The organism is Allobosea sp. LC85 (assembly GCF_000735605.1).
In the GTDB taxonomy this organism is placed as follows: domain Bacteria; phylum Pseudomonadota; class Alphaproteobacteria; order Rhizobiales; family Beijerinckiaceae; genus Allobosea.
The window spans coordinates 42,746-65,422 of the sequence record NZ_JPKG01000040.1 but is presented as its reverse complement, the minus strand read 5'-3'; the positions used below and the strand labels follow the sequence as shown (position 1 = coordinate 65,422).

The following is a 22,677-nucleotide window of genomic DNA, read 5'->3' as shown; positions in this document are numbered from 1 at the left end:
TCGTCTCCGCGCCCAGCTGTGATCTAACATGTTAATCAGTTGGGAGGTCGTCCATGGACGGTCAGCGCTTCGTGAGTGCAGTGGAGGCGGTCTATGCGGCTGCGGCCACGCCGTCTCTTTGGCCGGCTGCTCTGCAGACTATTGCCGATTGCTTCGACGATGTTGGCGCTGTGCTGATCTACCAGCGGGACGATGGCAGCTACGGGATCATTGTCTCGCCGACCCTCGTCGAGGGGCAGAAGGAGTATGACCGGGACGAATGGTGGCGGCACGATGTGCGCTTCTCCCGCTCGCGCGAGCGGGGATACCTGACCCGGACCGATGCGATCACCGAGCGTCACATCGCAACGTCCGAGGAACTCGAAACCCTGCCGTTCTACAGCCAGTTCCTCAAGCGTCAGGGGCTGAAATGGTTCGCGGGCGTCAGCATCTCGCCGGATCCCCATGTCGCGGTTGCGCTCTCGGTCCAGCGCGCCGACAGCAAGCCGGCCTTCGCCGAGGAGGAGCTTGCGACGCTCAGCCAGTTGGGGCGGCATGTCGAGAATGCGCTCAGGCTCGGCATCCGGCTGATCACCGCAGAAGCGACCCAGCAGTCATTGGCCGACGTGCTGGCTCGACTCAGCGTCGGGGTGTTCCTGCTCGATGCTGCCGGCCATGTGATCTTCGCAAATCCTGTTGCAGAGCAGTTATGCGGTGATGCGCTCCTGGTCTCGCAAGGGCGACTGGCGGCGCGCTCCATCCTGCCGCAGGAGGCCTTGTCCGAAGCGATCGCACGAGCGAGCGCGGCGAGCGCCGATACCTTGACGGCGGTGCCGCGGCCGCTGCTGATCCCTGGACTGGACCGCGACGGGACGCTTGCCGTGCACGTCCTGCCGGTCTGTGCAGCCGCTGCCACGGGGGTGGAGCGCATGCTCTCAGAGACCAGTGTGATTGCAGTCGTGACCAGCGCGCAGCCAGGCGAGCCCGCCGATCCGGCGCTTGTGCGCGACCTGTTCGGCCTCACATTGGCTGAGGCCCGGATCGCGGCGCTGGTTGGTGCGGGACTTGCCCCTCGCAACGCGTCCCAGGCGCTGGGGATCTCGGAAGAGACGGCCCGTACGACGCTCAAGCGCGTCTTCGCCAAGGTGGGCGTTTCCCGCCAGAGCGAGCTATCCGCCCTGCTGGCCAGACTGGTGCTGCGCTAGCCCTGTTCTGTTGATGAGACCATGCCGAGGCAATCGTGGTCGAACACCGCCCCCAAATGGGAGTTGCCCGTACGGCAACCCGTCACCGCATGATCGACGTGGAAGAGGGGAGTGGCGATGGTGGTGTTGCGCGGCGTTTCGCTCTACCTTGCCCTGACGGCATTGGTGATCTTCACCCTTAGCCGCCTGCCACTTTCCGGCGGTCCGTGAGAGCCCGGCCGGCCTTTAGCAGGGTGGTGGTTAACGCTTTCGCTGCGAATGCGAATTCGGGGTTGACGCGAATCTCCACCTGAGTCATAAGCGCGCCACTGTCGACGGTTGTCGGACACGTTTGTCGCTTGCCTTTGCTGCGAGCGAATTTCGCGACCGAAACGCCGTCGTAAATTCCTGCGTCGATTGACGACATGGCAAGACGCATGAATGCGGACGAGTTCCGTGTTCCTCTGCTTGGCGAACGCGCCTGAGGCCCCCGAGGGGAGCCGACGGCGCGGCTTCGTTTATGTCATGGCTTTGACCGGTTCGGGGAGCGACCGAAAAGAATTCCAACCGCTCAGTGGAGCGAGAGGCCAGAATGCCGACAATCAGCCAGCTGATCCGCAAGCCACGCTCGCCCGTCAAGGCGCGCAACACCGCTCCGGCGCTTGAGTCCTGCCCGCAGAAGCGCGGCGTCTGCACGCGCGTCTATACGACGACCCCGAAGAAGCCGAACTCGGCGCTTCGTAAGGTTGCCAAGGTGCGTTTGACCAACGGCTTCGAGGTCATCGGCTACATCCCGGGTGAGGGCCACAACCTTCAGGAGCACTCGGTGGTGATGATCCGTGGTGGTCGCGTCAAGGACTTGCCCGGCGTGCGCTACCACATCCTGCGCGGTGTGCTCGATACGCAGGGCGTCAAGAACCGTAAGCAACGCCGTTCGAAGTACGGCGCCAAGCGTCCGAAGTGATTTTCTGCCCGACCGCCGAGGCTTGATGCTGAGGCGGTTCGCAGCTTTTAAGATTTGACCGGAGACTAGACGATGTCCCGCCGCCATAGCGCCGAAAAACGCGAAGTTATCCCGGACCCGAAGTTCGGTGATATCGTAGTCACGAAGTTCATGAACTCCGTGATGTACGAAGGTAAGAAGTCGACCGCTGAGCGGATCGTCTACGGCGCTTTCGACATCATCGAAGGCAAGACCAAGAGCGATCCGCTCTCCGTCTTCAAGAGCGCGCTCGAGAACGTCGCTCCGGCGATCGAGGTTCGCTCGCGTCGTGTCGGTGGCGCGACCTACCAGGTTCCGGTCGAGGTTCGCACCGAGCGCCGTCAGGCGCTGGCGATCCGCTGGCTGATCTCGGCTGCTCGCGGCCGTAACGACAAGACCATGGTCGAGCGTCTCTCGGCCGAGCTGATGGACGCGGCGAACAACCGCGGCAACGCAGTGAAGAAGCGTGAAGACACGCACCGGATGGCGGAAGCCAACCGCGCCTTCTCGCATTACCGCTGGTAATCTGCGGCACCCGACGAAAGACAGAGCACTCTCATGCCCCGTTCCCATCCCATCGATCGGTACCGCAACTTCGGTATCATGGCGCATATCGACGCCGGCAAGACGACGACGACTGAGCGTATCCTGTTCTATACCGGCAAGTCGCATAAGATCGGCGAAGTCCATGATGGCGCAGCCACCATGGACTGGATGACGCAGGAGCAGGAGCGTGGCATCACGATCACCTCCGCCGCGACGACCTGCCTGTGGCGCGACCATCGCCTGAACATCATCGACACTCCTGGCCACGTCGACTTCACCATTGAAGTCGAGCGTTCGCTGCGCGTGCTCGATGGTGCCGTCTGCGTGCTCGACGGCAACCAGGGCGTCGAGCCCCAGACCGAGACCGTCTGGCGCCAGGCTGACAAGTACGACGTTCCGCGCGTTGTCTTCGTCAACAAGATGGACAAGATCGGCGCCGATTTCTATCGCTGCGTCCAGGACATCATTGACCGTGTCGCCGGCAAGCCGGTCTGCCTGCAGATCCCGATCGGTTCAGAGGCGGAATTCGCCGGCGTCATCGACCTGGTGAAGATGAAGGCGATCGTCTGGAATGGCGAAGCGCTGGGCGCCTCCTTCGAAGAGAAGGAGATCCCTGCCGATCTCGCCGACAAGGCTGCCGAGTATCGCGGCAAGCTGGTCGAAGCCGCCGTCGAAATGGACGATGCGGCAATGGAAGCCTATCTCGAAGGCACCGAGCCGTCTGCCGACACGCTGCGCAGGCTGATTCGCACCGCGGTCCAGCGTCGCGCCTTCCATCCCGTGCTCTGTGGCTCGTCCTTCAAGAACAAGGGCGTTCAGCCCCTGCTCGACGCGGTCGTGGATTACCTGCCGTCGCCGGTCGATCGTGGCGACATCAAGGGCATCGATTTCAAGACCGAAGAAGAGACCGTTCGTCATCCGCGCGACGAAGATCCCTTCTCCATGCTCGCCTTCAAGATCATGGACGACCCCTTCGTCGGCACGATCACCTTCTGCCGCGTCTACTCGGGCAAGATCGAGACCGGCGCCGGCGTGATCAACTCGACGCGCGACAAGAAGGAACGTGTCGGTCGCATGCTGCTGATGCACGCGAACAACCGTGAAGACATCAAGGAGGCCTTTGCCGGCGACATCGTCGCCCTGGCCGGCCTCAAGGACGTCCGTACCGGCGATACGCTGTGCGATCCGACCCACGCGGTCATCCTGGAGCGGATGGAGTTCCCCGAGCCGGTCATCACGATCGCGATCGAGCCGAAGTCCAAGGCCGACCAGGAGAAGTTGGGTCTCGCCCTGTCGAAGCTCGCGAACGAGGATCCGTCCTTCCGCGTCTCGACCGACCAAGAGAGCGGCCAGACCATCCTGAAGGGCATGGGCGAGCTGCATCTCGACATCAAGGTCGACATCCTGAAGCGCACCTACAAGGTCGACGCCAATATCGGCGCGCCGCAGGTCGCCTATCGCGAGACGATCACCAAGAAGGCCGAGATCGACTACACCCACAAGAAGCAGACCGGCGGTACGGGCCAGTTCGCCCGCGTCAAGCTGATTGTCGAGCCGAACGAGACCGGCAAGGGCTTCGAGTTCGAGTCGAAGGTCGTCGGCGGCTCGGTGCCGAAGGAATACATCCCCGGCGTCGAAAAGGGCCTCAACTCGGTCATCGGCTCGGGCGTGCTCGCCGGCTTCCCGGTCGTGGACGTCAAGGTCCAGCTGGTCGACGGTGCCTTCCACGAAGTCGACTCGTCGGCTCTTGCCTTCGAAATCGCATCGCGGGCCGGCTTGCGTGAAGCACTCCAGAAGGGCGGTTCCGTCCTGCTCGAGCCGATCATGAAGGTCGAAGTCGTGACCCCGGAAGACTACACCGGTTCGGTCATCGGCGATCTGAACTCGCGTCGTGGCCAGATCCAGGGCCAGGACATGCGCGGCAACGCCGTCGTCATCAACGCGATGGTGCCGCTGGCGAACATGTTCGGCTATGTCAACCAGCTGCGCTCGTTCAGCCAGGGACGCGCCAACTACACGATGCAGTTCGACCACTACGAGCAGGTTCCTTCGGCGGTCGCCGCCGAGGTTCAGGCCAAGTACGCCTGATCCACCCATTCGACTGAACATTTGAACAAGATCTGACGGAGGCTACGATGGCCAAAGAGAAGTTTGCGCGGACGAAGCCGCACTGCAATATCGGAACGATTGGTCACGTTGACCATGGCAAGACGTCTTTGACGGCTGCGATCACGAAGGTTCTGGCCGAGACCGGTGGCGCGTCGTACACGGCGTATGACCAGATCGACAAGGCGCCTGAGGAGAAGGCCCGCGGCATCACGATCTCGACGGCTCACGTCGAGTACGAGACGGCGAACCGGCATTATGCGCATGTCGACTGCCCCGGCCACGCCGACTACGTGAAGAACATGATCACGGGTGCGGCGCAGATGGACGGCGCGATCCTGGTTGTGTCGGCGGCCGACGGCCCGATGCCGCAGACCCGCGAGCACATCCTGCTGGCGCGCCAGGTCGGCGTTCCGGCGCTGGTGGTGTTCATGAACAAGGTCGATCTCGTCGACGACGCCGAGCTGCTCGAGCTGGTCGAGATGGAGATCCGCGAGCTTCTGTCGAAGTACGACTTCCCGGGCGACGACATCCCGATCACCAAGGGTTCGGCCAAGGCTGCGCTGGACAACGTCTCGCCCGAGATCGGCCATGACGCGGTTCTCGAGCTGATGAAGACGGTCGACGCCTATATCCCGCAGCCGGAGCGTCCGATCGACCAGCCGTTCCTGATGCCGGTCGAAGACGTGTTCTCGATCTCGGGCCGCGGCACGGTGGTGACCGGCCGCGTCGAGCGCGGCATCGTCAAGGTCGGCGAGGAAATCGAGATCGTCGGGCTGAAGGACACCGTGAAGACGACGGTGACCGGCGTCGAGATGTTCCGCAAGCTGCTGGACCAGGGCCAGGCGGGCGACAACATCGGCGCGCTGCTGCGCGGCACGAAGCGCGAGGACGTCGAGCGCGGCCAGGTGCTGTGCAAGCCGGGTTCGGTGAAGCCGCACACCAAGTTCAAGGCCGAGGCCTACATCCTGACGAAGGAAGAGGGCGGCCGCCACACGCCGTTCTTCACCAACTACCGCCCGCAGTTCTACTTCCGCACGACGGACGTGACCGGCGTGGTGCACCTGCCTGAGGGCACCGAGATGGTGATGCCTGGCGACAACATCGCCATGGAAGTGCACCTGATCGTGCCGATCGCGATGGAGGAGAAGCTGCGCTTCGCCATCCGCGAAGGCGGCAGGACCGTCGGCGCCGGCGTCGTCGCCAGCATCATCGCGTAACGCGTTTTCGTGAGGGCGAAGGCCCTTCCTAGGGCCTTTGCCTTTTCACGTCACGGAGAGAACAAGACCATGAACGGTCAGAACATCCGGATCCGCCTCAAGGCGTTCGACCACCGCATCCTCGACGCCTCCACGCGCGAGATCGTGTCGACGGCGAAGCGGACAGGCGCCCAGGTTCGCGGGCCCATCCCGCTGCCGACGCTTATCGAGAAGTTCACGGTCAACCGCTCGCCCCACATCGACAAGAAGTCGCGCGAGCAGTTCGAAATGCGGACCCACAAGCGGGTCCTGGACATCGTCGATCCGACCCCCCAGACGGTCGACGCCCTCATGAAGCTCGATCTCGCCGCCGGCGTCGACGTCGAAATCAAGCTCTGATCCATCGTCGGGTCCTCTGTTTCCGGATACCCCGGATGGACATGACCCCAAGAGAAGGTATGCACCGATGCGTTCCGGTGTGATTGCACAGAAAGTCGGGATGACCCGCATCTTCACGGATGCCGGTGAACACATCCCAGTCACCGTGCTGAAGCTCGACAGCTGCCAGGTTGTCGCGCATCGCACGATCGAGAAGAACGGCTATGTCGCCGTTCAGCTCGGGTCGGGCTTGGCCAAGGTCAAGAACGTCTCGAAGGCTGAGCGCGGCCATTTCGCCGTGGCCAAGGTCGAGCCCAAGCGCCAGGTCGTGGAGTTCCGCGTCAGCAACGATGCGTTGATCCCCGTCGGCGCCGAGCTGACTGCCGATCACTTCGTCGTCGGCCAGTTCGTCGATGTCAGCGGCACCACCACCGGTAAGGGTTTCGCCGGCGGTATGAAGCGCTGGAACTTCGGCGGTCTGCGCGCCACGCACGGTGTCTCGGTTTCGCATCGTTCGATCGGTTCGACCGGCGGTCGTCAGGACCCCGGCAAGACCTTCAAGAACAAGAAGATGCCGGGCCATCTCGGTGCCGAGCGCGTGACCACGCAGAACCTGCGCGTCGTCCAGACGGACGCCGAGCGCGGCCTGATCCTGGTCGAGGGCGCCGTTCCCGGCGTTGCCGGCGGCTGGATCCATGTCCGCGACGCCGTCAAGCGCGCCCTGCCGAAGGATGCGCCGCTCCCCGGCAAGTTCAAGGTTTCTGGTGAGACCACGCAGGCTCCTGCGGCTGAAGCAGTTGAGGAGAACGCGTGATGAAGCTCGATATCACCACTCTCGAGGGCGGCAATGCCGGCTCGGTCGAGCTTTCTGACTCGATCTTCGGCCTTGAGCCGCGCGCCGATCTTCTCGCCCGCATGGTGCGCTACCAGCTCGCCAAGCGTCGCGCCGGGACCCACAAGTCCAAGGGCCGTTCGGAAGTCGATCGCACCCGCAAGAAGATCTACAAGCAGAAGGGCACCGGTGGCGCTCGTCACGGTGCAGCCTCGGCTCCGCAGTTCCGCGGCGGCGGCAAGGCCTTCGGTCCGATCGTGCGTGATCATACGCATGATCTGCCGAAGAAGGTGCGTGCCCTGGCTCTGCGCCATGCGCTCTCGGCCAAGGCCAAGGACGCCGGCCTGATCGTCATCGACGACGTCACGCTCGCCGAGCCGAAGACCAAGGTCCTGCTCGGCCATTTCAGCAAGCTGGACCTGTCCAGCGCGCTGGTGATCGGCGGCGCCGAGATCGATGTGAACTTCGGCCTGGCCGCTCGTTCGATCCCGAACGTCGACGTCCTGCCGGTTCAGGGCATCAACGTCTACGACATCCTGCGTCGCGATAAGCTCGTGCTGACGCGCTCGGCTGTCGATGCGCTGGAGGCGCGCTTCAAATGAGCCAGTCTGCAAAGAACCTGGATCCGCGCCACTACGATGTCATTCGTGGCCCGGTGATCACCGAAAAGGCGACCATGCTCTCCGAGCACAACAAGGTCGTCTTCAAGGTCGCGAAGACCGCGACCAAGCCGCAGATCAAGGCGGCTATCGAGAAGTTGTTCGATGTCAAGGTGAAGAGTGTCAACACGCTGGTCACCGAAGGCAAGGTCAAGGTCTTCCGGGGCCGGCTCGGACAGCGTTCGGACGTCAAGAAGGCCGTAGTGACCCTCGAAGAAGGTCACTCGATCGACGTGACCACGGGCCTCTGAGGAAGGATCGTCATCATGGCTTTGAAAAGTTTCAAGCCGATCACGCCGAGCCTTCGCCAGCTCGTGATCGTCGACCGCAGCGAGCTCTACAAGGGCAAGCCGGTCAAGGCTCTCACCGAGGGCAAGTCCTCGAAGGGTGGCCGCAACAATCTCGGCCGCATCACGGTTCGTTTCCGTGGCGGTGGACATAAGCAGACCTACCGGATCGTCGACTTCAAGCGTCGCGGCAAGCCGGGCGTGGCAGCGACGGTGGAGCGGATCGAATACGATCCGAACCGCACCGCCTTCATCGCTCTGCTCAAGTACGCCGATGGCGAGCAGGCCTACATCCTGGCGCCGCAGCGCCTGGCTGTTGGCGACAGCGTCATTTCCGGCGACCAGGTCGACATCAAGCCCGGCAATGCTTCGCCGATGGGTGCGATGCCGATCGGCACCATCGTCCACAATGTCGAGCTCAAGATCGGCAAGGGCGGGGCGCTGGCACGGTCTGCGGGCAACTACGCCCAGATCGTCGGTCGCGACCAGGGCTATGTCATCGTTCGCCTGAACTCGGGCGAGCAGCGCCTGATCAGCGGCCTGTGCTATGCTACAGTGGGCGCGGTTTCGAACCCCGACCACATGAACACCAACATGGGCAAGGCCGGTCGCTCGCGCTGGCTCGGCCGTCGTCCGCATAACCGCGGCGTCTCGATGAACCCGGTCGACCACCCGCACGGTGGTGGTGAGGGTCGTACCTCGGGCGGTCGTCACCCGGTCACGCCGTGGGGACTGCCGACCAAGGGCAAGAAGACCCGCTCGAATAAGCGGACCGATACGTTCATCGTGTCGAGCCGTCACGCCCGCAAGAAGAAGAACTGAGGTCCGTCATGGCGCGTTCGATTTGGAAAGGTCCGTTCGTCGACGGATACCTTCTGAAAAAGGCCGAGGTCGCCCGTTCGGCGAGCCGGGCCGAGGTGATCAAGATCTGGAGCCGCCGCTCCACGATCCTTCCGCAGTTCGTCGGTCTGACGTTCGGCGTCTACAACGGTCACAAGCATGTGCCGGTGAACGTGTCCGAGGAAATGGTGGGCCACAAGTTCGGCGAGTTCTCGCCGACGCGCACCTTCCACGGCCACGCTGCCGACAAGAAGGCGAAGAGGAAGTAAGCCATGGGTAAGCCATCCGCCCCCCGTGCGCTGCCGGAGAACGAAGCCGTTGCGGTTGCCCGCAACCTTCGCGTCAGCCCGCAGAAGCTGAACCTCGTCGCTCAGCTCATCCGTGGCAAGAAGGTCTCGACCGCGCTCGCCGATCTCGAGTTCTCGCGCAAGCGGATCTCGCTCGACGTTCGCAAGTGCCTGCAGAGCGCCATCGCCAACGCCGAGAACAATCATGATCTCGACGTCGACGATCTCGTCGTTGCGCAGGCTTTCGTCGGCAAGGCCCTGGTCATGAAGCGCTTCCACGCCCGCGCCCGCGGCCGTGGAGCCCGGATCATGAAGCCCTTCGCGAACATCACGATCGTGGTGCGCGAAGTCCAGGCGGCCAAGGCCTGAGGAGAGAACGATGGGTCAGAAAATCAATCCGATCGGCCTTCGCCTCGGCATCAACCGCACCTGGGACTCGCGCTGGTTCGCGCAGAAGGGTGAGTACGGTCAGCTGCTGCACGAAGACATGAAGATCCGCGCCGCGCTGATGAAGCTGCTGAAGCAGGCGGCGGTCTCCAAGATCATCATCGAGCGCCCGCACAAGAAGTGCCGCGTCACCATCCACTCGGCTCGTCCGGGCGTGGTGATCGGCAAGAAGGGCGCCGATATCGAGAAGCTGCGCAAGGAAGTCTCGAAGCTGACCAAGGCCGATGTGACGATCAACATCGTCGAGGTCCGCAAGCCCGAGATCGACGCCACCCTGGTGGCCGACTCCATCGCGCAGCAGCTCGAGCGTCGCGTCGCGTTCCGCCGTGCCATGAAGCGGGCCGTTCAGTCGGCCATGCGTCTGGGCGCCGAGGGCATCCGCATCAACTGCTCGGGCCGCCTCGGCGGCGCGGAGATCGCGCGCCTGGAATGGTACCGCGAAGGCCGCGTGCCGCTGCACACGCTGCGCGCCGATGTGGATTACGGTGTCGGCACCGCCTTCACCACCTACGGCACGTGCGGCATCAAGGTCTGGATCTTCAAGGGCGAGATCCTCGAACACGACCCGATGGCCCAGGACAAGCGTCTCTCTGACGAAGGTGGTCGCTCCGGCGGTCGCGATCGTCGCGAGCAGGCTGCGTAAGGCTGATCGAGAAGAGCCATGTTGCAACCAAAGCGAACCAAGTTCCGCAAGCAGTTCAAGGGACGCATCTCAGGCGTTGCCAAGGGCGGCACGGACCTCAATTTCGGCCAGTTCGGCCTGAAGGCCCTGATGCCTGAGCGCGTCACTGCCCGTCAGATCGAAGCTGCCCGTCGCGCGATCACTCGCGCCATGAAGCGTGCTGGCCGTGTCTGGATCCGGATCTTCCCGGACGTACCGGTTTCGAAGAAGCCGACCGAAGTCCGCATGGGCAAGGGCAAGGGCGCGCCTGAATTCTGGGCAGCCAAGGTCAAGCCTGGGCGAATCATGTTCGAGATCGACGGGGTGGAAGAGGAGACGGCGCGCGAGGCGCTTCGTCTCGGCGCCGCCAAGCTGCCGATCAAGACCCGCTTCATCCAGCGCATCGCCGAGTAAGGAGGGCGACATGAAAGCTACGCAACGCCTGTCCGATCTCAAGGTGATGAGTGTCGACCAGCTCCAGGACGAACTCCTGAAGCTGAAGAAGGAGCAGTTTAACCTGCGTTTCCAACGCGCTACCGGCCAGCTCGAGAATACCGCTCGGGTGACTGAGGTGCGTAAGGATATCGCTCGCATCAAGACGCTGCAGCGGTCGAAGACCGTTGCAGCGAGCGCCTGAGGAGTAGGACAATGCCGAAGCGCGTGCTGCAGGGCGTCGTCGTTAGCGACAAGCAGAACAAAACTGTTGTGGTGAAGGTCGAGCGGCGCTATACGCACCCGCTCCTCAAGAAGACCGTTCGCCGGACCAAGAACTATCACGCCCACGATGAGGCGCAGACGTTCAAGGTTGGAGATTCGGTCTGGATTGAGGAATCCAAGCCCATTTCCAAGCTGAAAAGCTGGGTTGTGCTCGACAACGCTCCCAAGGCGTAAGTCACTTTATTGAGGCCAGGGGGCGATCGACCCCCGTCAGTCGTAGTCCGGGTCGGCGCTGACGCCGCGCCCGGAAACCGCGCTGATACAGTTTGGAAGGATCAAGGCCATGATCCAGGTGCAGACGAATCTCGAGGTCGCGGATAACTCCGGCGCCCGTCGTGTGATGTGCATCAAGGTTCTCGGCGGGTCGAAGCGGAAATACGCCGGTGTCGGCGATATTATCGTCGTTTCGATCAAGGAAGCCATTCCCCGCGGCCGCGTGAAGAAGGGCGACGTCATGAAGGCGGTCGTCGTTCGGACCGCCAAGGACGTGAAGCGCGCCGATGGTTCGGTGATCCGTTTCGACCGCAATGCGGCCGTGCTGATCAACAACCAGAAGGAGCCGGTGGGCACCCGTATCTTCGGACCGGTTCCGCGTGAACTTCGCGCCAAGAACCACATGAAGATCATCTCGCTTGCGCCAGAGGTGCTGTGATGGCTGCGAAGATCAAGAAGGGCGACAAGGTCGTCGTGTTGGCCGGCCGTGACAAGGGCAAGGCCGGCGAAGTGCTCCAGGTGCTTCCGAAGGATGCCCGCGCCGTGGTGCGCGGCGTCAACCTCGTGAAGAAGCACACCAAGGCCTCGGCGCAGTCCGAGGGTGGCATCATCAGCAAGGAGGCCACGATCGATCTGTCGAACCTGGCCGTTGCCGATCCGAAGGACGGCAAGCCGACCCGCGTCGGTTTCAAGGTGCTCGATGACGGCCGCAAGGTGCGTTTCGCCAAGCGTTCGGGAGATCTGATCGATGGCTGAGAATCAGCAGGCGGCCCTCACGCCGCGCATGAAGAAGCATTACGAGGACGTGGTCCGTCCGGCGATGATCGCCGAGTTCGGCTACAAGAACGTGATGGAAGTCCCGACGATCGAGAAGGTCGTCATCAACATGGGCGTGGGCGAAGCGACGGCCGACCGCAAGAAGGTCGACAGTGCAGCTGGCGACCTCGCCATGATCGCCGGCCAGAGGCCGGTCATCACCAAGTCCCGCCTCGCCATCGCCGGCTTCAAGCTGCGCGAGAACATGGCGGTTGGCTGCAAGGTCACGCTGCGCAAGACCAAGATGTTCGAGTTCGTCGACCGGCTCGTCACCATCGCCTTGCCGCGCGTGCGCGACTTCCGTGGTCTCAACCCGAAGTCGTTCGACGGGCGCGGCAATTTCGCGCTCGGCATCAAGGAGCACATCGTGTTCCCTGAGATCAACTACGACAAGGTCGACCAGGTCTGGGGCATGGACGTGATCGTCTGCACGACTGCGAAGTCGGATGACGAAGCGCGCGCTCTGCTCAAGCACTTCAACTTCCCGTTCCGGCAGTGAGCCTTACCGCTCATACGCGGAAACCAGGAGAGATCGATGGCTAAGAAAAGCTCCGTCGAGAAGAACGAACACCGCAGGCAGCTCGTGAAGAAGTACGCGGGCAAGCGGGCGCGTCTTCTCGCGATCGCGAATGACGAGAGCCAGTCCATGGACGAGCGTTTCCTTGCTCGCCTCAAGCTGGCTGAACTGCCGCGCAACTCGGCCGCAAACCGGGTGCGCAACCGCTGCGAAGTGACCGGCCGTCCGCGCGCCGTGTATCGCAAGCTGAAGATGTCGCGCGTTGCTCTGCGCGAGCTCGGCAACAAGGGGCTGGTTCCCGGCCTCGTCAAGTCGAGCTGGTGAGGAGGACGCATCATGGCGATCATTGATCCGCTTGGCGATATGCTGACCCGCATCCGCAATGCGCAGATGCGGCGCAAGTCGCGCGTGACCACCCCGGGCTCGAAGCTGCGCGCCCGCGTGCTCGACGTGCTTCAGGCCGAGGGGTACATCCGCGGCTATTCCACGACCGAGTTCGGCAATGGCCGGACCGAGTTCGACATCGAGCTGAAGTACCATGAGGGACAGCCGGTCATCCGCGCCATCTCTCGGGTCTCGAAGCCCGGCCGCCGCGTCTACTCTTCGGTGGACACGATGCCGCGCGTGGCCGACGGCCTCGGCGTGACCATCGTCTCCACGCCGAAGGGCGTGATGCCCGATCATCTTGCCCGCGAGCAGAACGTGGGCGGCGAAGTGCTTTGCAAGGTCTTCTGACCTTCTGCGCCGCTCATCAGGAGAAATCCAATGTCTCGTATCGGTAAAAAGCCTGTTCCGGTTCCCGCTGGCGTCACCGCCAACGTGTCCGGCCAGCTCGTGAGCATCAAGGGCTCGAAGGGGGAACTCTCCTTCTCGGTGCCCGACGATGTCTCGGTTGCGCTCGAGAACGGCGCCATCGCCGTTCAGCCGCGCTCGCAGAGCAAGCGTGCGCGCTCGCTCTGGGGCACGTCCAGGGCACGCGTCGCCAATCTGGTGACGGGCGTCACCAATGGCTTCGAGAAGAAGCTTGAAATCAACGGCGTCGGCTACAAGGCCGCCGTCACCGGCAAGGTGCTCAAGCTGTCGCTCGGCTACAGCCACGACATCGACTATGCGATCCCGGCTGGGGTCGCGATCGTCACGCCGAAGCCGACTGAAATCGTCATCACCGGCATCGACAAGCAGGTGGTCGGCCAGACCGCCGCTGAGATCCGCGACTATCGCGGCCCCGAGCCCTACAAGGGCAAGGGCGTCAAGTACGCCGGCGAATTCATCTTCCGCAAGGAAGGGAAGAAGAAGTAAGGACGCGAGCCATGAGCAAGCAGACAGAAAATACTGCGCGCCGCCGGGCCCGTGTCCGTCGCGCCATCAAGGCGGTCGCCAATGGCCGCGCTCGCCTGTCGGTGCATCGCACCGGCAAGCAGATCTATGCCCAGGTCATCGACGACGCGAAGGGCATCACCCTCGCATCGGCCTCGAGCCTGGACAAGGACATCCGCGGCGACATCAAGTCGGGTGCGAATGTCGAGGCCGCGGCCACGATCGGCAAGTTGGTTGCCGAGCGTGCTGTCAAGGCCGGCGTGAAGGACGTGGTCTTCGATCGCGGTTCCTATATGTATCATGGCCGCGTCAAGGCGCTGGCCGATGCGGCTCGCGAGAGCGGGCTGAATTTCTGACATCCCATCCGGGATGCTCGAGCGAGCGGCGCTGCATCAGGCAGCGTCCGCGCAAGTAAGAGGATGACATGGCGAGAGAACCTCGTGACCGTCAGGATCGCGATGAGCGCGATTCCGAATTCGTGGATCGTCTGGTCCACATCAACCGCGTCGCCAAGGTGGTGAAGGGCGGCCGTCGCTTCGGCTTCGCTGCCCTCGTCGTCGTCGGTGACCAGAAGGGCCGCGTCGGCTTCGGCCATGGCAAGGCCCGCGAAGTGCCGGAAGCCATCCGCAAGGCGACGGAAGCCGCCAAGCGCGGGCTGGTCCGCATTCCGCTGCGCGAAGGCCGCACGCTCCATCATGACGTCCAGGGCCGCCACGGCGCGGGTCGCGTCGTGCTGCGCGCTGCTCCGGCCGGTACCGGCATCATCGCCGGTGGTCCGATGCGCGCCGTCTTCGAGGCGGTCGGTATGCAGGACGTCGTGTCGAAGTCGCTCGGCTCGTCGAACCCCTACAACCTCGTGCGCGCCACCTTCTCGGCGCTCAAGAACGAGGACAGCCCGCGTGGCGTCGCCGCGCGCCGCAGCCTGAAGGTCTCGGCCCTGCAGTCGCGTCGCCGCGATGCCGGCACCGACGCCGCGGCCGAAGCGTGAGGGCTGCACCATGGCAAAAGCTGAAAAAACCGTTGTCATCGAGCAGATCGGTAGCCCGATCCGCCGCGAGGCTTCGCAGCGCCAGACCCTGATCGGTCTCGGGCTGAACAAGATCCGCCGCCAATCGACCCTGCAGGACACCGCTTCCGTCCGTGGCATGATCGAGAAGGTCAAGCACCTCGTCCGCGTCGTCGACGCGAAGTGAGGGGGATTGTCCGATGAAACTCACAGACATTCGTGACAACGAAGGCGCCCACAAGTCCCGCATCCGTGTCGGCCGTGGTATCGGCTCCGGCAAGGGCAAGACTGGTGGACGCGGCGTCAAGGGTCAGAAGGCCCGTGCCGGCGTGGCGGTCAAGGGCTTCGAAGGCGGTCAGATGCCGCTTTATCGTCGCCTGCCGAAGCGCGGCTTCCACAACCTCTTCGCCAAGGAACTGAACGAGGTCAATCTCGGTCGGATCCAGCAGGCGGTCGAGGCCGGCAAGCTCGACGGCAAGGGCGTGGTCACCATCGAGGCGCTGGTTTCGGCCGGCGTGATCTCGAAGGCGGCACGTGACGGCGTCAAGATCCTCGGCGTCGGCGAACTGAAGACGAAACTTGCTTTCGAAGTGGCTGGCGCGTCGAAGTCGGCGGTCGAGGCCATCGAAAAGGCTGGCGGCTCGGTCAAGATCCTGGCGGCTGCTGCTTCACAGGCGTGACAGCGACGCTTACATGAGCGATTGCGAACGGCGGCCAGGCCAGAAGCCTAGGCCGCCGTTTGACTGTTTGACGTTTATTCCGATCAAGGACCGGACGCATGGCATCGGCGGCTGAACAGCTTGCGGCAAACCTGAATTTCGGCGCGCTCGCGAAAGCGGACGAGCTCAAGAAGCGGATCTGGTTCACGCTGGGGGCGCTGATCGTCTACCGGCTCGGTACCTATATCCCGCTGCCGGGGATGAACCCCGACGCCGTTGCCGACCTGTTCAAGCAGTCGCAGACCGGCGTGCTCGGCCTGTTCAACATGTTTTCGGGCGGCGCCGTCGGGCGACTGGCGATCTTTGCGCTGGCGATCATGCCCTATATCTCCGCCTCGATCATCATCCAGCTCCTGTCGAGCGTGGTGCCGACCTTCGAGGCGCTGAAGAAGGAAGGCGAGCAGGGCCGCAAGGTCCTGAACCAGTACACCCGCTACCTGACCCTCGTGCTGGCCGTGTTCCAGGCTTACGGCATCGGCGTCGGCCTGCAGGGCTCTGGCAATCTCGTGCTCGAGCCCGGCCCGTTCTTCCTGCTCTCGACCACGATCACGCTGGTTGGCGGCACGATGTTCCTGCTCTGGCTCGGAGAGCAGATCACCAGCCGCGGCATCGGCAACGGCACCTCGATGATCATCTTCTCGGGCATCATCGCCGAGTTCCCGTCGCAGCTCGCCCAAACCCTCGAACTCGGCCGTCAGGGCGCGATTTCGACCGGCCTGCTGCTGCTGATCCTGGTCATGGCCGTCTGCGTCATCGCCTTCTGCGTGTTCATGGAGCGCGCACAGCGCCGGTTGCTGATCAACTATCCCAAGCGCCAGGTCGGCAACCGCATGTATGAGGGCCAGACCTCCTTCCTGCCGCTGAAGCTCAACACGTCGGGCGTCATCCCGCCGATCTTTGCTTCGTCGCTGCTGCTGCTGCCGACGACGATCGCCAGCTTCTCTCAGGCCTCGGGCGGCACCGGCATGCTGTCGACGGTCGCGACCTACCTGGCGCATGGCCGGCCGCTGTTCATGATCCTCTACGCAGCGCTGATCATCTTCTTCTGCTTCTTCTACACCGCGATCGTGTTCAATCCGGTCGAAACGGCGGACAACCTCAAGAAGCATGGCGGCTTCATGCCGGGCATCCGCCCGGGCGAGCGCACCGCCGAGCATATCGACCGCGTGCTGACCCGGATCACCGTTCTCGGCGCAGGCTATCTGACTATTGTCTGCCTTATCCCCGAGTTCATGATCACTTATGCCCAGATTCCGATCATCCTCCTGGGCGGCACCTCGCTGCTCATCGTGGTGACGACAACCATGGATACCGTGGCGCAGGTTCACGGGCATCTGCTGGCCCACCAGTATGAGGGGCTGGTCAAGAAGGCGAAGTTGCGAGGGGCGAGGCGCTGATGCGATTGATCTTCCTGGGGCCGCCGGGGGCGGGCAAGGGTACTCAGGCAACCCGTATCGTCGAGAAGCACGGCATTCCGCAGCTCTCGACCGGCGATATGCTCCGGGCCGCCGTCGCGGCCGGGACGCCGGTGGGCCTCAAGGCCAAGGCAGTGATGGATGCCGGCGGGCTGGTCTCGGACGATATCGTCATCGGGATCGTTGCCGATCGCATCGAGGAGCCGGACGCGAAGACGGGCTTCATCCTCGACGGCTTTCCGCGCACGCTGGCCCAGGCCGAGGCGCTCGACGCCATGCTGGAGCAGAAGGGGCTGAAACTCGACGCCGTCCTGGAGCTCAAGGTCGACCAGGACAAGCTTGTCGACCGGATCATTCGCCGTGCCGAAGAGGCGAAGGCGGCCGGGCAGCCAGTGCGCAAGGATGACGATCCGGTGGTCTTCAAGGCCCGGCTCGAAGCCTATAACCGCGATACCGCGGTGGTTGCGCCCTACTATGCAAAGCGCGGCCAACTCACCGCCATCGACGGCATGAGGCCGATCGACGAGGTGACGGGCGCGATCTGCAAGGCGCTCGGCGCCTAGCAATGCGCGGGCAGCGGCTTGGCATCGGGCTCGGGCTTCTGACCTTGCTGCTGTCAGCGCATCAGCCCCGGCGGAGACGGTTCTCGTCGCGCCGGGGCTTTCTGTTTCGAAGAGGGCGTATGACGCGCCTGTCAACGAAGCCCGCGTAGCGCGCTCTGGCTGCGCTGAACCAGATGGCAGGCTGCTGGCCCAGTAAGGCAGGCTTTGAGAGAGCTGGCATGATTCTTGGTTTTGGCGGGTTGACTCAAGAGCTTCGACCGACTAACGACCCTCATCCGGTTGCATGTGGCGATGCCGTTACCTTCGCGAGGAGGGGCGACGTCGCGTTCTCGCATGGAATCGATTCAACGCTCGCAGGGGCCGGCCTCCACCGGACGCGGGTAGGTTTTCACTGCCGGGCAGCCATCGGGCGCCTCGGCCGACAATGGAGAAGAGACCATGGCTCGTATCGCGGGCGTTAACATTCCGACCGGCAAGCGCGTCGTCATCGGCCTGCAGTATATCCACGGCATCGGTGCCCAGAAGGCCAAGGAAATCTGCCAAAAGGTCGGCATTGCCGACGAGCGTCGCGTCAACCAGCTGACCGACGCCGAGGTGCTTCAGATCCGTGAGACGATCGACCGCGACTACCTGGTCGAGGGCGACCTGCGCCGTGAAGTCTCGATGAACATCAAGCGCCTGATGGATCTCGGCTGCTATCGCGGCCTGCGTCATCGTCGCTCGTTGCCGGTCCGTGGCCAGCGCACGCACACCAATGCGCGCACCCGCAAGGGCAAGGCCAAGCCGATCGCCGGCAAGAAGAAGTGAGTTTCGGCGGGCCGGTCATCCGGCCCGCTGTCTATTCTATGCGTCGCCTGACCCGTTCTAGGGCAGGCGACATCCCCAGCGCCTGGCATGACGGGCGCGCCTGAAGGATGAAAGAAAGAGACTATGGCCAAGGAAGCCCAGCGCGTTCGTCGTCGTGAACGCAAGAACATCGTTTCCGGCGTCGCGCATGTGAACGCCTCGTTCAACAACACCATGATCACCATCACCGACGCCCAGGGCAACACGATCTCGTGGTCGTCCGCCGGCACGATGGGCTTCAAGGGTTCGCGCAAGTCGACCCCCTATGCCGCCCAGGTCGCGGCTGAGGATGCTGCCCGCAAGGCTGCCGAGCACGGCATGCGCACCCTCGAAGTCGAGGTGACGGGTCCGGGTTCGGGGCGTGAATCGGCTCTGCGCGCCCTCCAGGCCGCCGGCTTCACCGTGACCTCGATCCGCGACGTGACGCCGATCCCGCATAACGGCTGCCGGCCGCGCAAGCGCCGTCGCGTCTGACGCCCGGATTGGATTGCGGCGCTCGCACTGGCGAGCGCCGGTACGGGGCGGCCCGTCGCCGCCGAGAGATGAAGCACCAGGAGTGCGGTCGTGATCAGCAAGAACTGGCAGGATTTGTCCAAGCCGAACAAGCTCGAAATCAAGGTCGGAGACGACCCCAAGCGCCATGCTACCGTGATTGCTCGCCCGCTCGAGCGCGGCTTCGGCATGACGCTCGGCAACGCGCTGCGGCGCGTGCTGCTCTCCTCGCTCCAGGGCGCTGCGGTCACCGCCGTCCAGATCGACGGCGTGTTGCATGAGTTCTCGTCGATTCCCGGCGTTCGCGAGGATGTCACCGACATCGTCCTCAACATCAAGGCAATCGCCGTCAAGATGCAGGGCGAGGGCCCCAAGCGCATGACCCTGCGCAAGTCTGGCCCGGGCACCGTCACTGCCGGCGACATCAACACCGTCGGCGATGTGTCGATCCTGAACCCCGAACTCGTGCTCTGCACGCTGGACGAGGGGGCGGAGATCCGCATGGAGTTCACGGTCAATACCGGCAAGGGCTATGTTCCCTCCGAGCAGAACCGCCCCGAAGATGCACCGATCGGCCTGATCCCGGTCGACAGCCTCTACTCGCCGGTCAAGAAGGTCTCCTATCGCGTCGAGAACACCCGTGAGGGCCAGAACCTCGACCGCGACATGCTGACCCTGCAGATCGAGACCAACGGCTCGGTCACGCCCGAGGACGCGCTGGCGCTCGCCGCCCGCATCCTGCAGGACCAGCTTGCCGTCTTCATCACCTTCGAGGAGCCGCGCAAGGAAGAGGCCGTCTCGACCGCGCCGCAGCTGCCCTTCAACCCGGCGCTGCTCAAGAAGGTCGACGAGCTCGAGCTTTCGGTGCGTTCGGCGAACTGCCTGAAGAACGACAACATCGTCTATATCGGCGACCTGATCCAGAAGTCGGAAGGCGAGATGCTTCGCACCCCGAACTTCGGCCGCAAGTCGCTGAACGAGATCAAGGAAGTGCTCGCGACCATGGGCCTCCATCTCGGCATGGACGTCACCGGCTGGCCGCCGGAGAACATCGAAGAGCTGGCGAAGCGCTTCGAAGAGCATTACTGATCCCGCTGGCGCGGAGCTCGTCTCCGCGCCAGATTCCCGCACGGCGCGCGAGCGCCGGAGCATAATGAACGGCCGTACCGTGGCACGGCGGCCGTAATCACAGGAGAGCCAAATGCGTCACGGTTTCCGCGGTCGTCGTTTCAACCGCTCGGCTGAGCACCGCAAGGCGATGTTCGCCAACATGTCCCAGGCCCTGATCAAGCACGAGCAGATCACCACCACGCTCCCGAAGGCCAAGGACCTGCGTCCGGTCGTCGAGAAGCTGGTGACGCTCGCCAAGCGCGGCGATCTGCACGCCCGCCGTCAGGCGATCGCGCAGATCAAGGACGTTGCGCTCGTCGGCAAGCTCTTCGCGGTCCTCGGCCCGCGCTACAAGGAGCGCAACGGCGGCTATCTGCGCATCATGAAGGCAGGCTTCCGCTTCGGCGACAACGCCCCGCTCGCCGTGATCGAGTTCGTCGATCGTGATGTCGATGCCAAGGGCAAGGATTCCGGCCCGGTCTTCACGGCTGAAGACGAAGCCGCCTGAGAAAGGCTGCATTCCCCGGGGATTTGAAAGGCGGCCGCGAGGCCGCCTTTTCTTTTACGCTGGAGCCAGAGCGGCCCCGACCTGGATGTCGGCCGTCTCGATGGCGCGCGGCTGCAATTCGGAAAGGCCTCCAGAATGTCGAATATCGGCGTGAAATGAGGGCTCACGTGGCGAGCCGACAGAGATAGCGGCCGTGGAAGATGGTCATCAGCCTGTCATCCGGCTTGGTGGAGCAGGGAGGCCATCCAGGACCCGATGCCCAGGGCCTCTTCACTGCTGTCGATACGGATGACAGGAACCAGCGGCCAGCGGCGATCTTCGAGCCGTCGCCCTTTCGCTTCGGGAGACATTGAATCGGCGACTGATGTCGAAGATTATTGCTCGAAACGCTGCTTGTGCGCCACAATGGGCAATGGTCATCCTTCGGGGTGAAGCCCGTCCCGCAAGAGGCGGCCTCGGAGGGAGAGACTGATGATTTCAAGGCTATTGACCAGGCGGAGGCTTGCGCTGACGGCGATGTTGGCGCTGGCGGTCCCCGCCTTGGCGCAGGACGGCTATCCCAACAAGCCGATCACCATGATCGTGCCATTCGCGGCCGGAGGCTCCTCCGATGTGATCGCACGCCTCGTCGGCGACGAGATGGGGCGGGTGCTCGGCCAGCGCATCGTCATGGAGAACATGGCCGGAGCCGGGGGCGCGACGGCCCTGACGCGCGCCGCCAAGGCTGATCCTGATGGCTATACGATCGTTATCGGCAATAGCGGCACCAACGCCGCGTCCTACTCGATCTATCCGGACCTGAAATATACCCAGTCCGATTTCGCGCCGATCGGCCTCGTCGCCAAGACGTCGCCGATGATCGCGCTCAAGCTGGATTTTCCCGCAAAGAACCTGATGGAATTCGTCGACTATGCCAAGAAGAACCCGGGCAAGGTCAGCCTCGGCCATGCCGGCGTCGGCTCGTCGAATTATCTGATCTGCCGGAACTTCATCAAGGCGGCTGGCGTCGAGGTCGCGCTCGTCAGTTATCGCGGCGCAGGGCCCGCTTTGAACGACCTGATGGGTGGGCAGATCGACGGCGTCTGCGACGCTGCAACCTCGCTCTCGGGCGCGGTGCAGGGCGCCAAGGTCAAGGCGCTCGTGGTCGCAACACCGAGCCGGCTCGACAGCCTCCCGGATGTGCCAACCTCCAGGGAGGCAGGGCTACCGGCCTTCGAAGCCCAGGGCTGGAACGCGCTCTTCGGTCCGAAGAACCTGCCTGAACCGATCGTCACCAAGCTGAATCAGGCTTTGCGGACAGCGCTTTCGAGCCCGAACCTGCAATCTCGATTCAAGGAGCTTTCGTCCGTCCTGCCCGCAGAGAACGAGCTCACGCCGGCCCATGTCGGGGCGATGGTCCCCGGAGAGATCGAGAAGTACAAGATCCTGCTTCAGGACAAGTGAGGCGTTTTTCCTATGCTCGCTGGCGGGCAAGTTCGCCAGCGAGATCCAATAGTACAGTGGCAGGCTGGATCGGGAATCGGCCCCTGGCGTGACTCCGTAAGGGCTGGAAACGAAGTTCGCGGCCTCGGCATGTTCGGCGAGGCTCATCGACCTGTCTGAAAGGGCCGCAATCTGCTCTTCCACCGGCAGGCGGATCCCGGCGTGGCGCAGATCGACCACGATCCGGCCATATGTCTCCGCGACATTACGCGCTTCGCCTTCGAGCATCGGCGCGAAGGCCCCGGGCGTCACCAGGAGAAATCCCGTCACTTCGTCCTGTGCGTTCAGCCGGTCAGCCTCCTCACTGTGATTGCCCTCGACGAGGCGACTCGGGCTGGCATAAACAAGGCGTATCGAACACAAGGGACCAGCTCCTGTCGCGGATTTTTGCTCGACTGACCCGTTTAAGATCTGGATGTCGACAGTGTCGGCGCGGGCGAAGAGATTTCCCGGGAATGGTTCGTATTCGAAGACTTGGAACGCCGCCAACGGTGTTTAGTTTCAGCGTGGAGACAGGAATGAAGCGCGGGATCATGCAGGTCCGTTTTGGAAGAACTGCCTTACCGGCT

At 63.4% G+C, this 22,677-nt stretch carries 33 protein-coding genes and 1 pseudogene; 33 read left to right on the top strand and 1 reads right to left on the bottom strand.

Annotated features, from left to right (window positions below; all coding sequences use genetic code 11):
• The first annotated feature begins 53 nt into the window (after nucleotides 1–53).
• The 33 genes from FG93_RS19010 to FG93_RS18845 all read left to right on the top strand — a co-directional run bounded on the left by FG93_RS19010 (nucleotide 54) and on the right by FG93_RS18845 (nucleotide 22,069).
• Nucleotides 54–1,184, top strand: coding sequence for a helix-turn-helix transcriptional regulator (locus FG93_RS19010; RefSeq protein ID WP_043237124.1), 1,131 nt, complete (start codon nucleotides 54–56; stop codon nucleotides 1,182–1,184).
• Between the two features lie 571 nt (nucleotides 1,185–1,755).
• On the top strand, nucleotides 1,756–2,127 hold the full coding sequence (rpsL, locus tag FG93_RS19000; RefSeq protein ID WP_038358286.1) for a 30S ribosomal protein S12: 372 nt from the start codon (nucleotides 1,756–1,758) through the stop codon (nucleotides 2,125–2,127).
• 72 nt (nucleotides 2,128–2,199) lie between these two features.
• Nucleotides 2,200–2,670 carry a 30S ribosomal protein S7 gene (gene rpsG / locus FG93_RS18995; protein WP_043237120.1) on the top strand — a complete coding sequence of 157 codons (471 nt, stop codon included), beginning with the start codon at nucleotides 2,200–2,202 and terminating at the stop codon, nucleotides 2,668–2,670.
• A 33-nt stretch (nucleotides 2,671–2,703) separates the two neighbouring features.
• The gene (gene fusA, locus FG93_RS18990; protein ID WP_043237119.1) at nucleotides 2,704–4,779 is read left to right on the top strand and encodes an elongation factor G; all 2,076 of its coding nucleotides are present in this window, start codon (nucleotides 2,704–2,706) and stop codon (nucleotides 4,777–4,779) included.
• 47 nt (nucleotides 4,780–4,826) lie between these two features.
• A complete protein-coding gene (gene tuf, locus FG93_RS18985; RefSeq protein ID WP_043237117.1) occupies nucleotides 4,827–6,017 on the top strand; it encodes an elongation factor Tu in 1,191 nt (396 codons plus the stop codon).
• Between the two features lie 69 nt (nucleotides 6,018–6,086).
• On the top strand, nucleotides 6,087–6,395 hold the full coding sequence (gene rpsJ, locus FG93_RS18980; protein ID WP_043237115.1) for a 30S ribosomal protein S10: 309 nt from the start codon (nucleotides 6,087–6,089) through the stop codon (nucleotides 6,393–6,395).
• Between the two features lie 67 nt (nucleotides 6,396–6,462).
• Complete coding sequence (rplC, locus tag FG93_RS18975) at nucleotides 6,463–7,188, top strand: 50S ribosomal protein L3 (RefSeq protein ID WP_043237113.1); 726 nt, start codon at nucleotides 6,463–6,465, stop codon at nucleotides 7,186–7,188.
• Nucleotides 7,188–7,808, top strand: coding sequence for a 50S ribosomal protein L4 (gene rplD / locus FG93_RS18970; protein WP_043237111.1), 621 nt, complete (start codon nucleotides 7,188–7,190; stop codon nucleotides 7,806–7,808). Before rplC ends, rplD begins: the two co-directional genes overlap by 1 nt.
• The gene (locus FG93_RS18965; protein WP_043237110.1) at nucleotides 7,805–8,116 is read left to right on the top strand and encodes a 50S ribosomal protein L23; all 312 of its coding nucleotides are present in this window, start codon (nucleotides 7,805–7,807) and stop codon (nucleotides 8,114–8,116) included. Before rplD ends, FG93_RS18965 begins: the two co-directional genes overlap by 4 nt.
• 15 nt (nucleotides 8,117–8,131) lie before the next feature.
• Nucleotides 8,132–8,974 (top strand): 50S ribosomal protein L2, encoded by an 843-nt coding sequence (rplB, locus tag FG93_RS18960; RefSeq protein WP_043237108.1) that lies wholly within the window; start codon nucleotides 8,132–8,134, stop codon nucleotides 8,972–8,974.
• 8 nt (nucleotides 8,975–8,982) lie between these two features.
• Entirely contained in the window at nucleotides 8,983–9,261 is a 279-nt protein-coding gene (rpsS, locus tag FG93_RS18955; protein WP_043237107.1) for a 30S ribosomal protein S19, read from the top strand.
• Between the two features lie 3 nt (nucleotides 9,262–9,264).
• Nucleotides 9,265–9,648, top strand: a complete 384-nt coding sequence (rplV, locus tag FG93_RS18950) for a 50S ribosomal protein L22 (RefSeq protein ID WP_043237105.1) — start codon at nucleotides 9,265–9,267, stop codon at nucleotides 9,646–9,648.
• Nucleotides 9,649–9,658: 10 nt separating this feature from the next.
• Entirely contained in the window at nucleotides 9,659–10,369 is a 711-nt protein-coding gene (rpsC, locus tag FG93_RS18945; protein ID WP_043237104.1) for a 30S ribosomal protein S3, read from the top strand.
• 18 nt (nucleotides 10,370–10,387) lie between these two features.
• On the top strand, nucleotides 10,388–10,801 hold the full coding sequence (rplP, locus tag FG93_RS18940) for a 50S ribosomal protein L16 (protein WP_043237103.1): 414 nt from the start codon (nucleotides 10,388–10,390) through the stop codon (nucleotides 10,799–10,801).
• A gap of 10 nt (nucleotides 10,802–10,811) precedes the next feature.
• Nucleotides 10,812–11,024: a 50S ribosomal protein L29 gene (gene rpmC / locus FG93_RS18935; protein WP_043237102.1), complete on the top strand. Its 213-nt coding sequence runs from the start codon at nucleotides 10,812–10,814 to the stop codon at nucleotides 11,022–11,024.
• Between the two features lie 11 nt (nucleotides 11,025–11,035).
• Nucleotides 11,036–11,278 carry a 30S ribosomal protein S17 gene (gene rpsQ / locus FG93_RS18930; RefSeq protein ID WP_043237101.1) on the top strand — a complete coding sequence of 81 codons (243 nt, stop codon included), beginning with the start codon at nucleotides 11,036–11,038 and terminating at the stop codon, nucleotides 11,276–11,278.
• 109 nt (nucleotides 11,279–11,387) lie between these two features.
• The gene (gene rplN / locus FG93_RS18925) at nucleotides 11,388–11,756 is read left to right on the top strand and encodes a 50S ribosomal protein L14 (protein ID WP_043237099.1); all 369 of its coding nucleotides are present in this window, start codon (nucleotides 11,388–11,390) and stop codon (nucleotides 11,754–11,756) included.
• Nucleotides 11,756–12,073 (top strand): 50S ribosomal protein L24, encoded by a 318-nt coding sequence (gene rplX, locus FG93_RS18920; RefSeq protein ID WP_043237098.1) that lies wholly within the window; start codon nucleotides 11,756–11,758, stop codon nucleotides 12,071–12,073. The genes rplN and rplX overlap by 1 nt, the downstream gene beginning before the upstream one ends.
• Nucleotides 12,066–12,632 (top strand): 50S ribosomal protein L5, encoded by a 567-nt coding sequence (rplE, locus tag FG93_RS18915; protein WP_043237096.1) that lies wholly within the window; start codon nucleotides 12,066–12,068, stop codon nucleotides 12,630–12,632. Before rplX ends, rplE begins: the two co-directional genes overlap by 8 nt.
• 36 nt (nucleotides 12,633–12,668) lie before the next feature.
• Nucleotides 12,669–12,974 (top strand): 30S ribosomal protein S14, encoded by a 306-nt coding sequence (rpsN, locus tag FG93_RS18910; RefSeq protein WP_043237095.1) that lies wholly within the window; start codon nucleotides 12,669–12,671, stop codon nucleotides 12,972–12,974.
• Nucleotides 12,975–12,986: 12 nt separating this feature from the next.
• Complete coding sequence (gene rpsH, locus FG93_RS18905) at nucleotides 12,987–13,385, top strand: 30S ribosomal protein S8 (protein WP_043237093.1); 399 nt, start codon at nucleotides 12,987–12,989, stop codon at nucleotides 13,383–13,385.
• Nucleotides 13,386–13,415: 30 nt separating this feature from the next.
• Nucleotides 13,416–13,949, top strand: coding sequence for a 50S ribosomal protein L6 (rplF, locus tag FG93_RS18900; RefSeq protein WP_043237092.1), 534 nt, complete (start codon nucleotides 13,416–13,418; stop codon nucleotides 13,947–13,949).
• A gap of 11 nt (nucleotides 13,950–13,960) precedes the next feature.
• Nucleotides 13,961–14,323, top strand: a complete 363-nt coding sequence (gene rplR, locus FG93_RS18895) for a 50S ribosomal protein L18 (protein ID WP_043237090.1) — start codon at nucleotides 13,961–13,963, stop codon at nucleotides 14,321–14,323.
• 68 nt (nucleotides 14,324–14,391) lie between these two features.
• On the top strand, nucleotides 14,392–14,955 hold the full coding sequence (rpsE, locus tag FG93_RS18890) for a 30S ribosomal protein S5 (protein ID WP_043237088.1): 564 nt from the start codon (nucleotides 14,392–14,394) through the stop codon (nucleotides 14,953–14,955).
• Nucleotides 14,956–14,965: 10 nt separating this feature from the next.
• Nucleotides 14,966–15,160: a 50S ribosomal protein L30 gene (gene rpmD / locus FG93_RS18885; RefSeq protein ID WP_043237284.1), complete on the top strand. Its 195-nt coding sequence runs from the start codon at nucleotides 14,966–14,968 to the stop codon at nucleotides 15,158–15,160.
• A 13-nt stretch (nucleotides 15,161–15,173) separates the two neighbouring features.
• Entirely contained in the window at nucleotides 15,174–15,653 is a 480-nt protein-coding gene (gene rplO / locus FG93_RS18880; RefSeq protein ID WP_043237087.1) for a 50S ribosomal protein L15, read from the top strand.
• Nucleotides 15,654–15,751: 98 nt separating this feature from the next.
• Entirely contained in the window at nucleotides 15,752–17,089 is a 1,338-nt protein-coding gene (secY, locus tag FG93_RS18875) for a preprotein translocase subunit SecY (protein ID WP_043237085.1), read from the top strand.
• Complete coding sequence (locus tag FG93_RS18870; RefSeq protein ID WP_043237083.1) at nucleotides 17,089–17,670, top strand: adenylate kinase; 582 nt, start codon at nucleotides 17,089–17,091, stop codon at nucleotides 17,668–17,670. The genes secY and FG93_RS18870 overlap by 1 nt, the downstream gene beginning before the upstream one ends.
• A 438-nt stretch (nucleotides 17,671–18,108) precedes the next feature.
• Complete coding sequence (gene rpsM, locus FG93_RS18865) at nucleotides 18,109–18,477, top strand: 30S ribosomal protein S13 (RefSeq protein WP_043237082.1); 369 nt, start codon at nucleotides 18,109–18,111, stop codon at nucleotides 18,475–18,477.
• 123 nt (nucleotides 18,478–18,600) lie between these two features.
• Nucleotides 18,601–18,990: a 30S ribosomal protein S11 gene (gene rpsK / locus FG93_RS18860; RefSeq protein WP_043237079.1), complete on the top strand. Its 390-nt coding sequence runs from the start codon at nucleotides 18,601–18,603 to the stop codon at nucleotides 18,988–18,990.
• Nucleotides 18,991–19,080: 90 nt separating this feature from the next.
• Nucleotides 19,081–20,097 carry a DNA-directed RNA polymerase subunit alpha gene (locus tag FG93_RS18855; protein ID WP_043237077.1) on the top strand — a complete coding sequence of 339 codons (1,017 nt, stop codon included), beginning with the start codon at nucleotides 19,081–19,083 and terminating at the stop codon, nucleotides 20,095–20,097.
• A gap of 112 nt (nucleotides 20,098–20,209) precedes the next feature.
• Nucleotides 20,210–20,626, top strand: coding sequence for a 50S ribosomal protein L17 (gene rplQ / locus FG93_RS18850; protein WP_043237075.1), 417 nt, complete (start codon nucleotides 20,210–20,212; stop codon nucleotides 20,624–20,626).
• 471 nt (nucleotides 20,627–21,097) lie between these two features.
• Nucleotides 21,098–22,069, top strand: a complete 972-nt coding sequence (locus FG93_RS18845; protein WP_043237073.1) for a tripartite tricarboxylate transporter substrate-binding protein — start codon at nucleotides 21,098–21,100, stop codon at nucleotides 22,067–22,069.
• 225 nt (nucleotides 22,070–22,294) lie between these two features.
• On the opposite strand, the pseudogene FG93_RS34055 reads toward FG93_RS18845, so the two are convergent.
• A pseudogene (locus FG93_RS34055) lies at nucleotides 22,295–22,360 on the bottom strand (hypothetical protein); the annotation flags it as partial.
• Nucleotides 22,361–22,677: the final 317 nt, after the last annotated feature.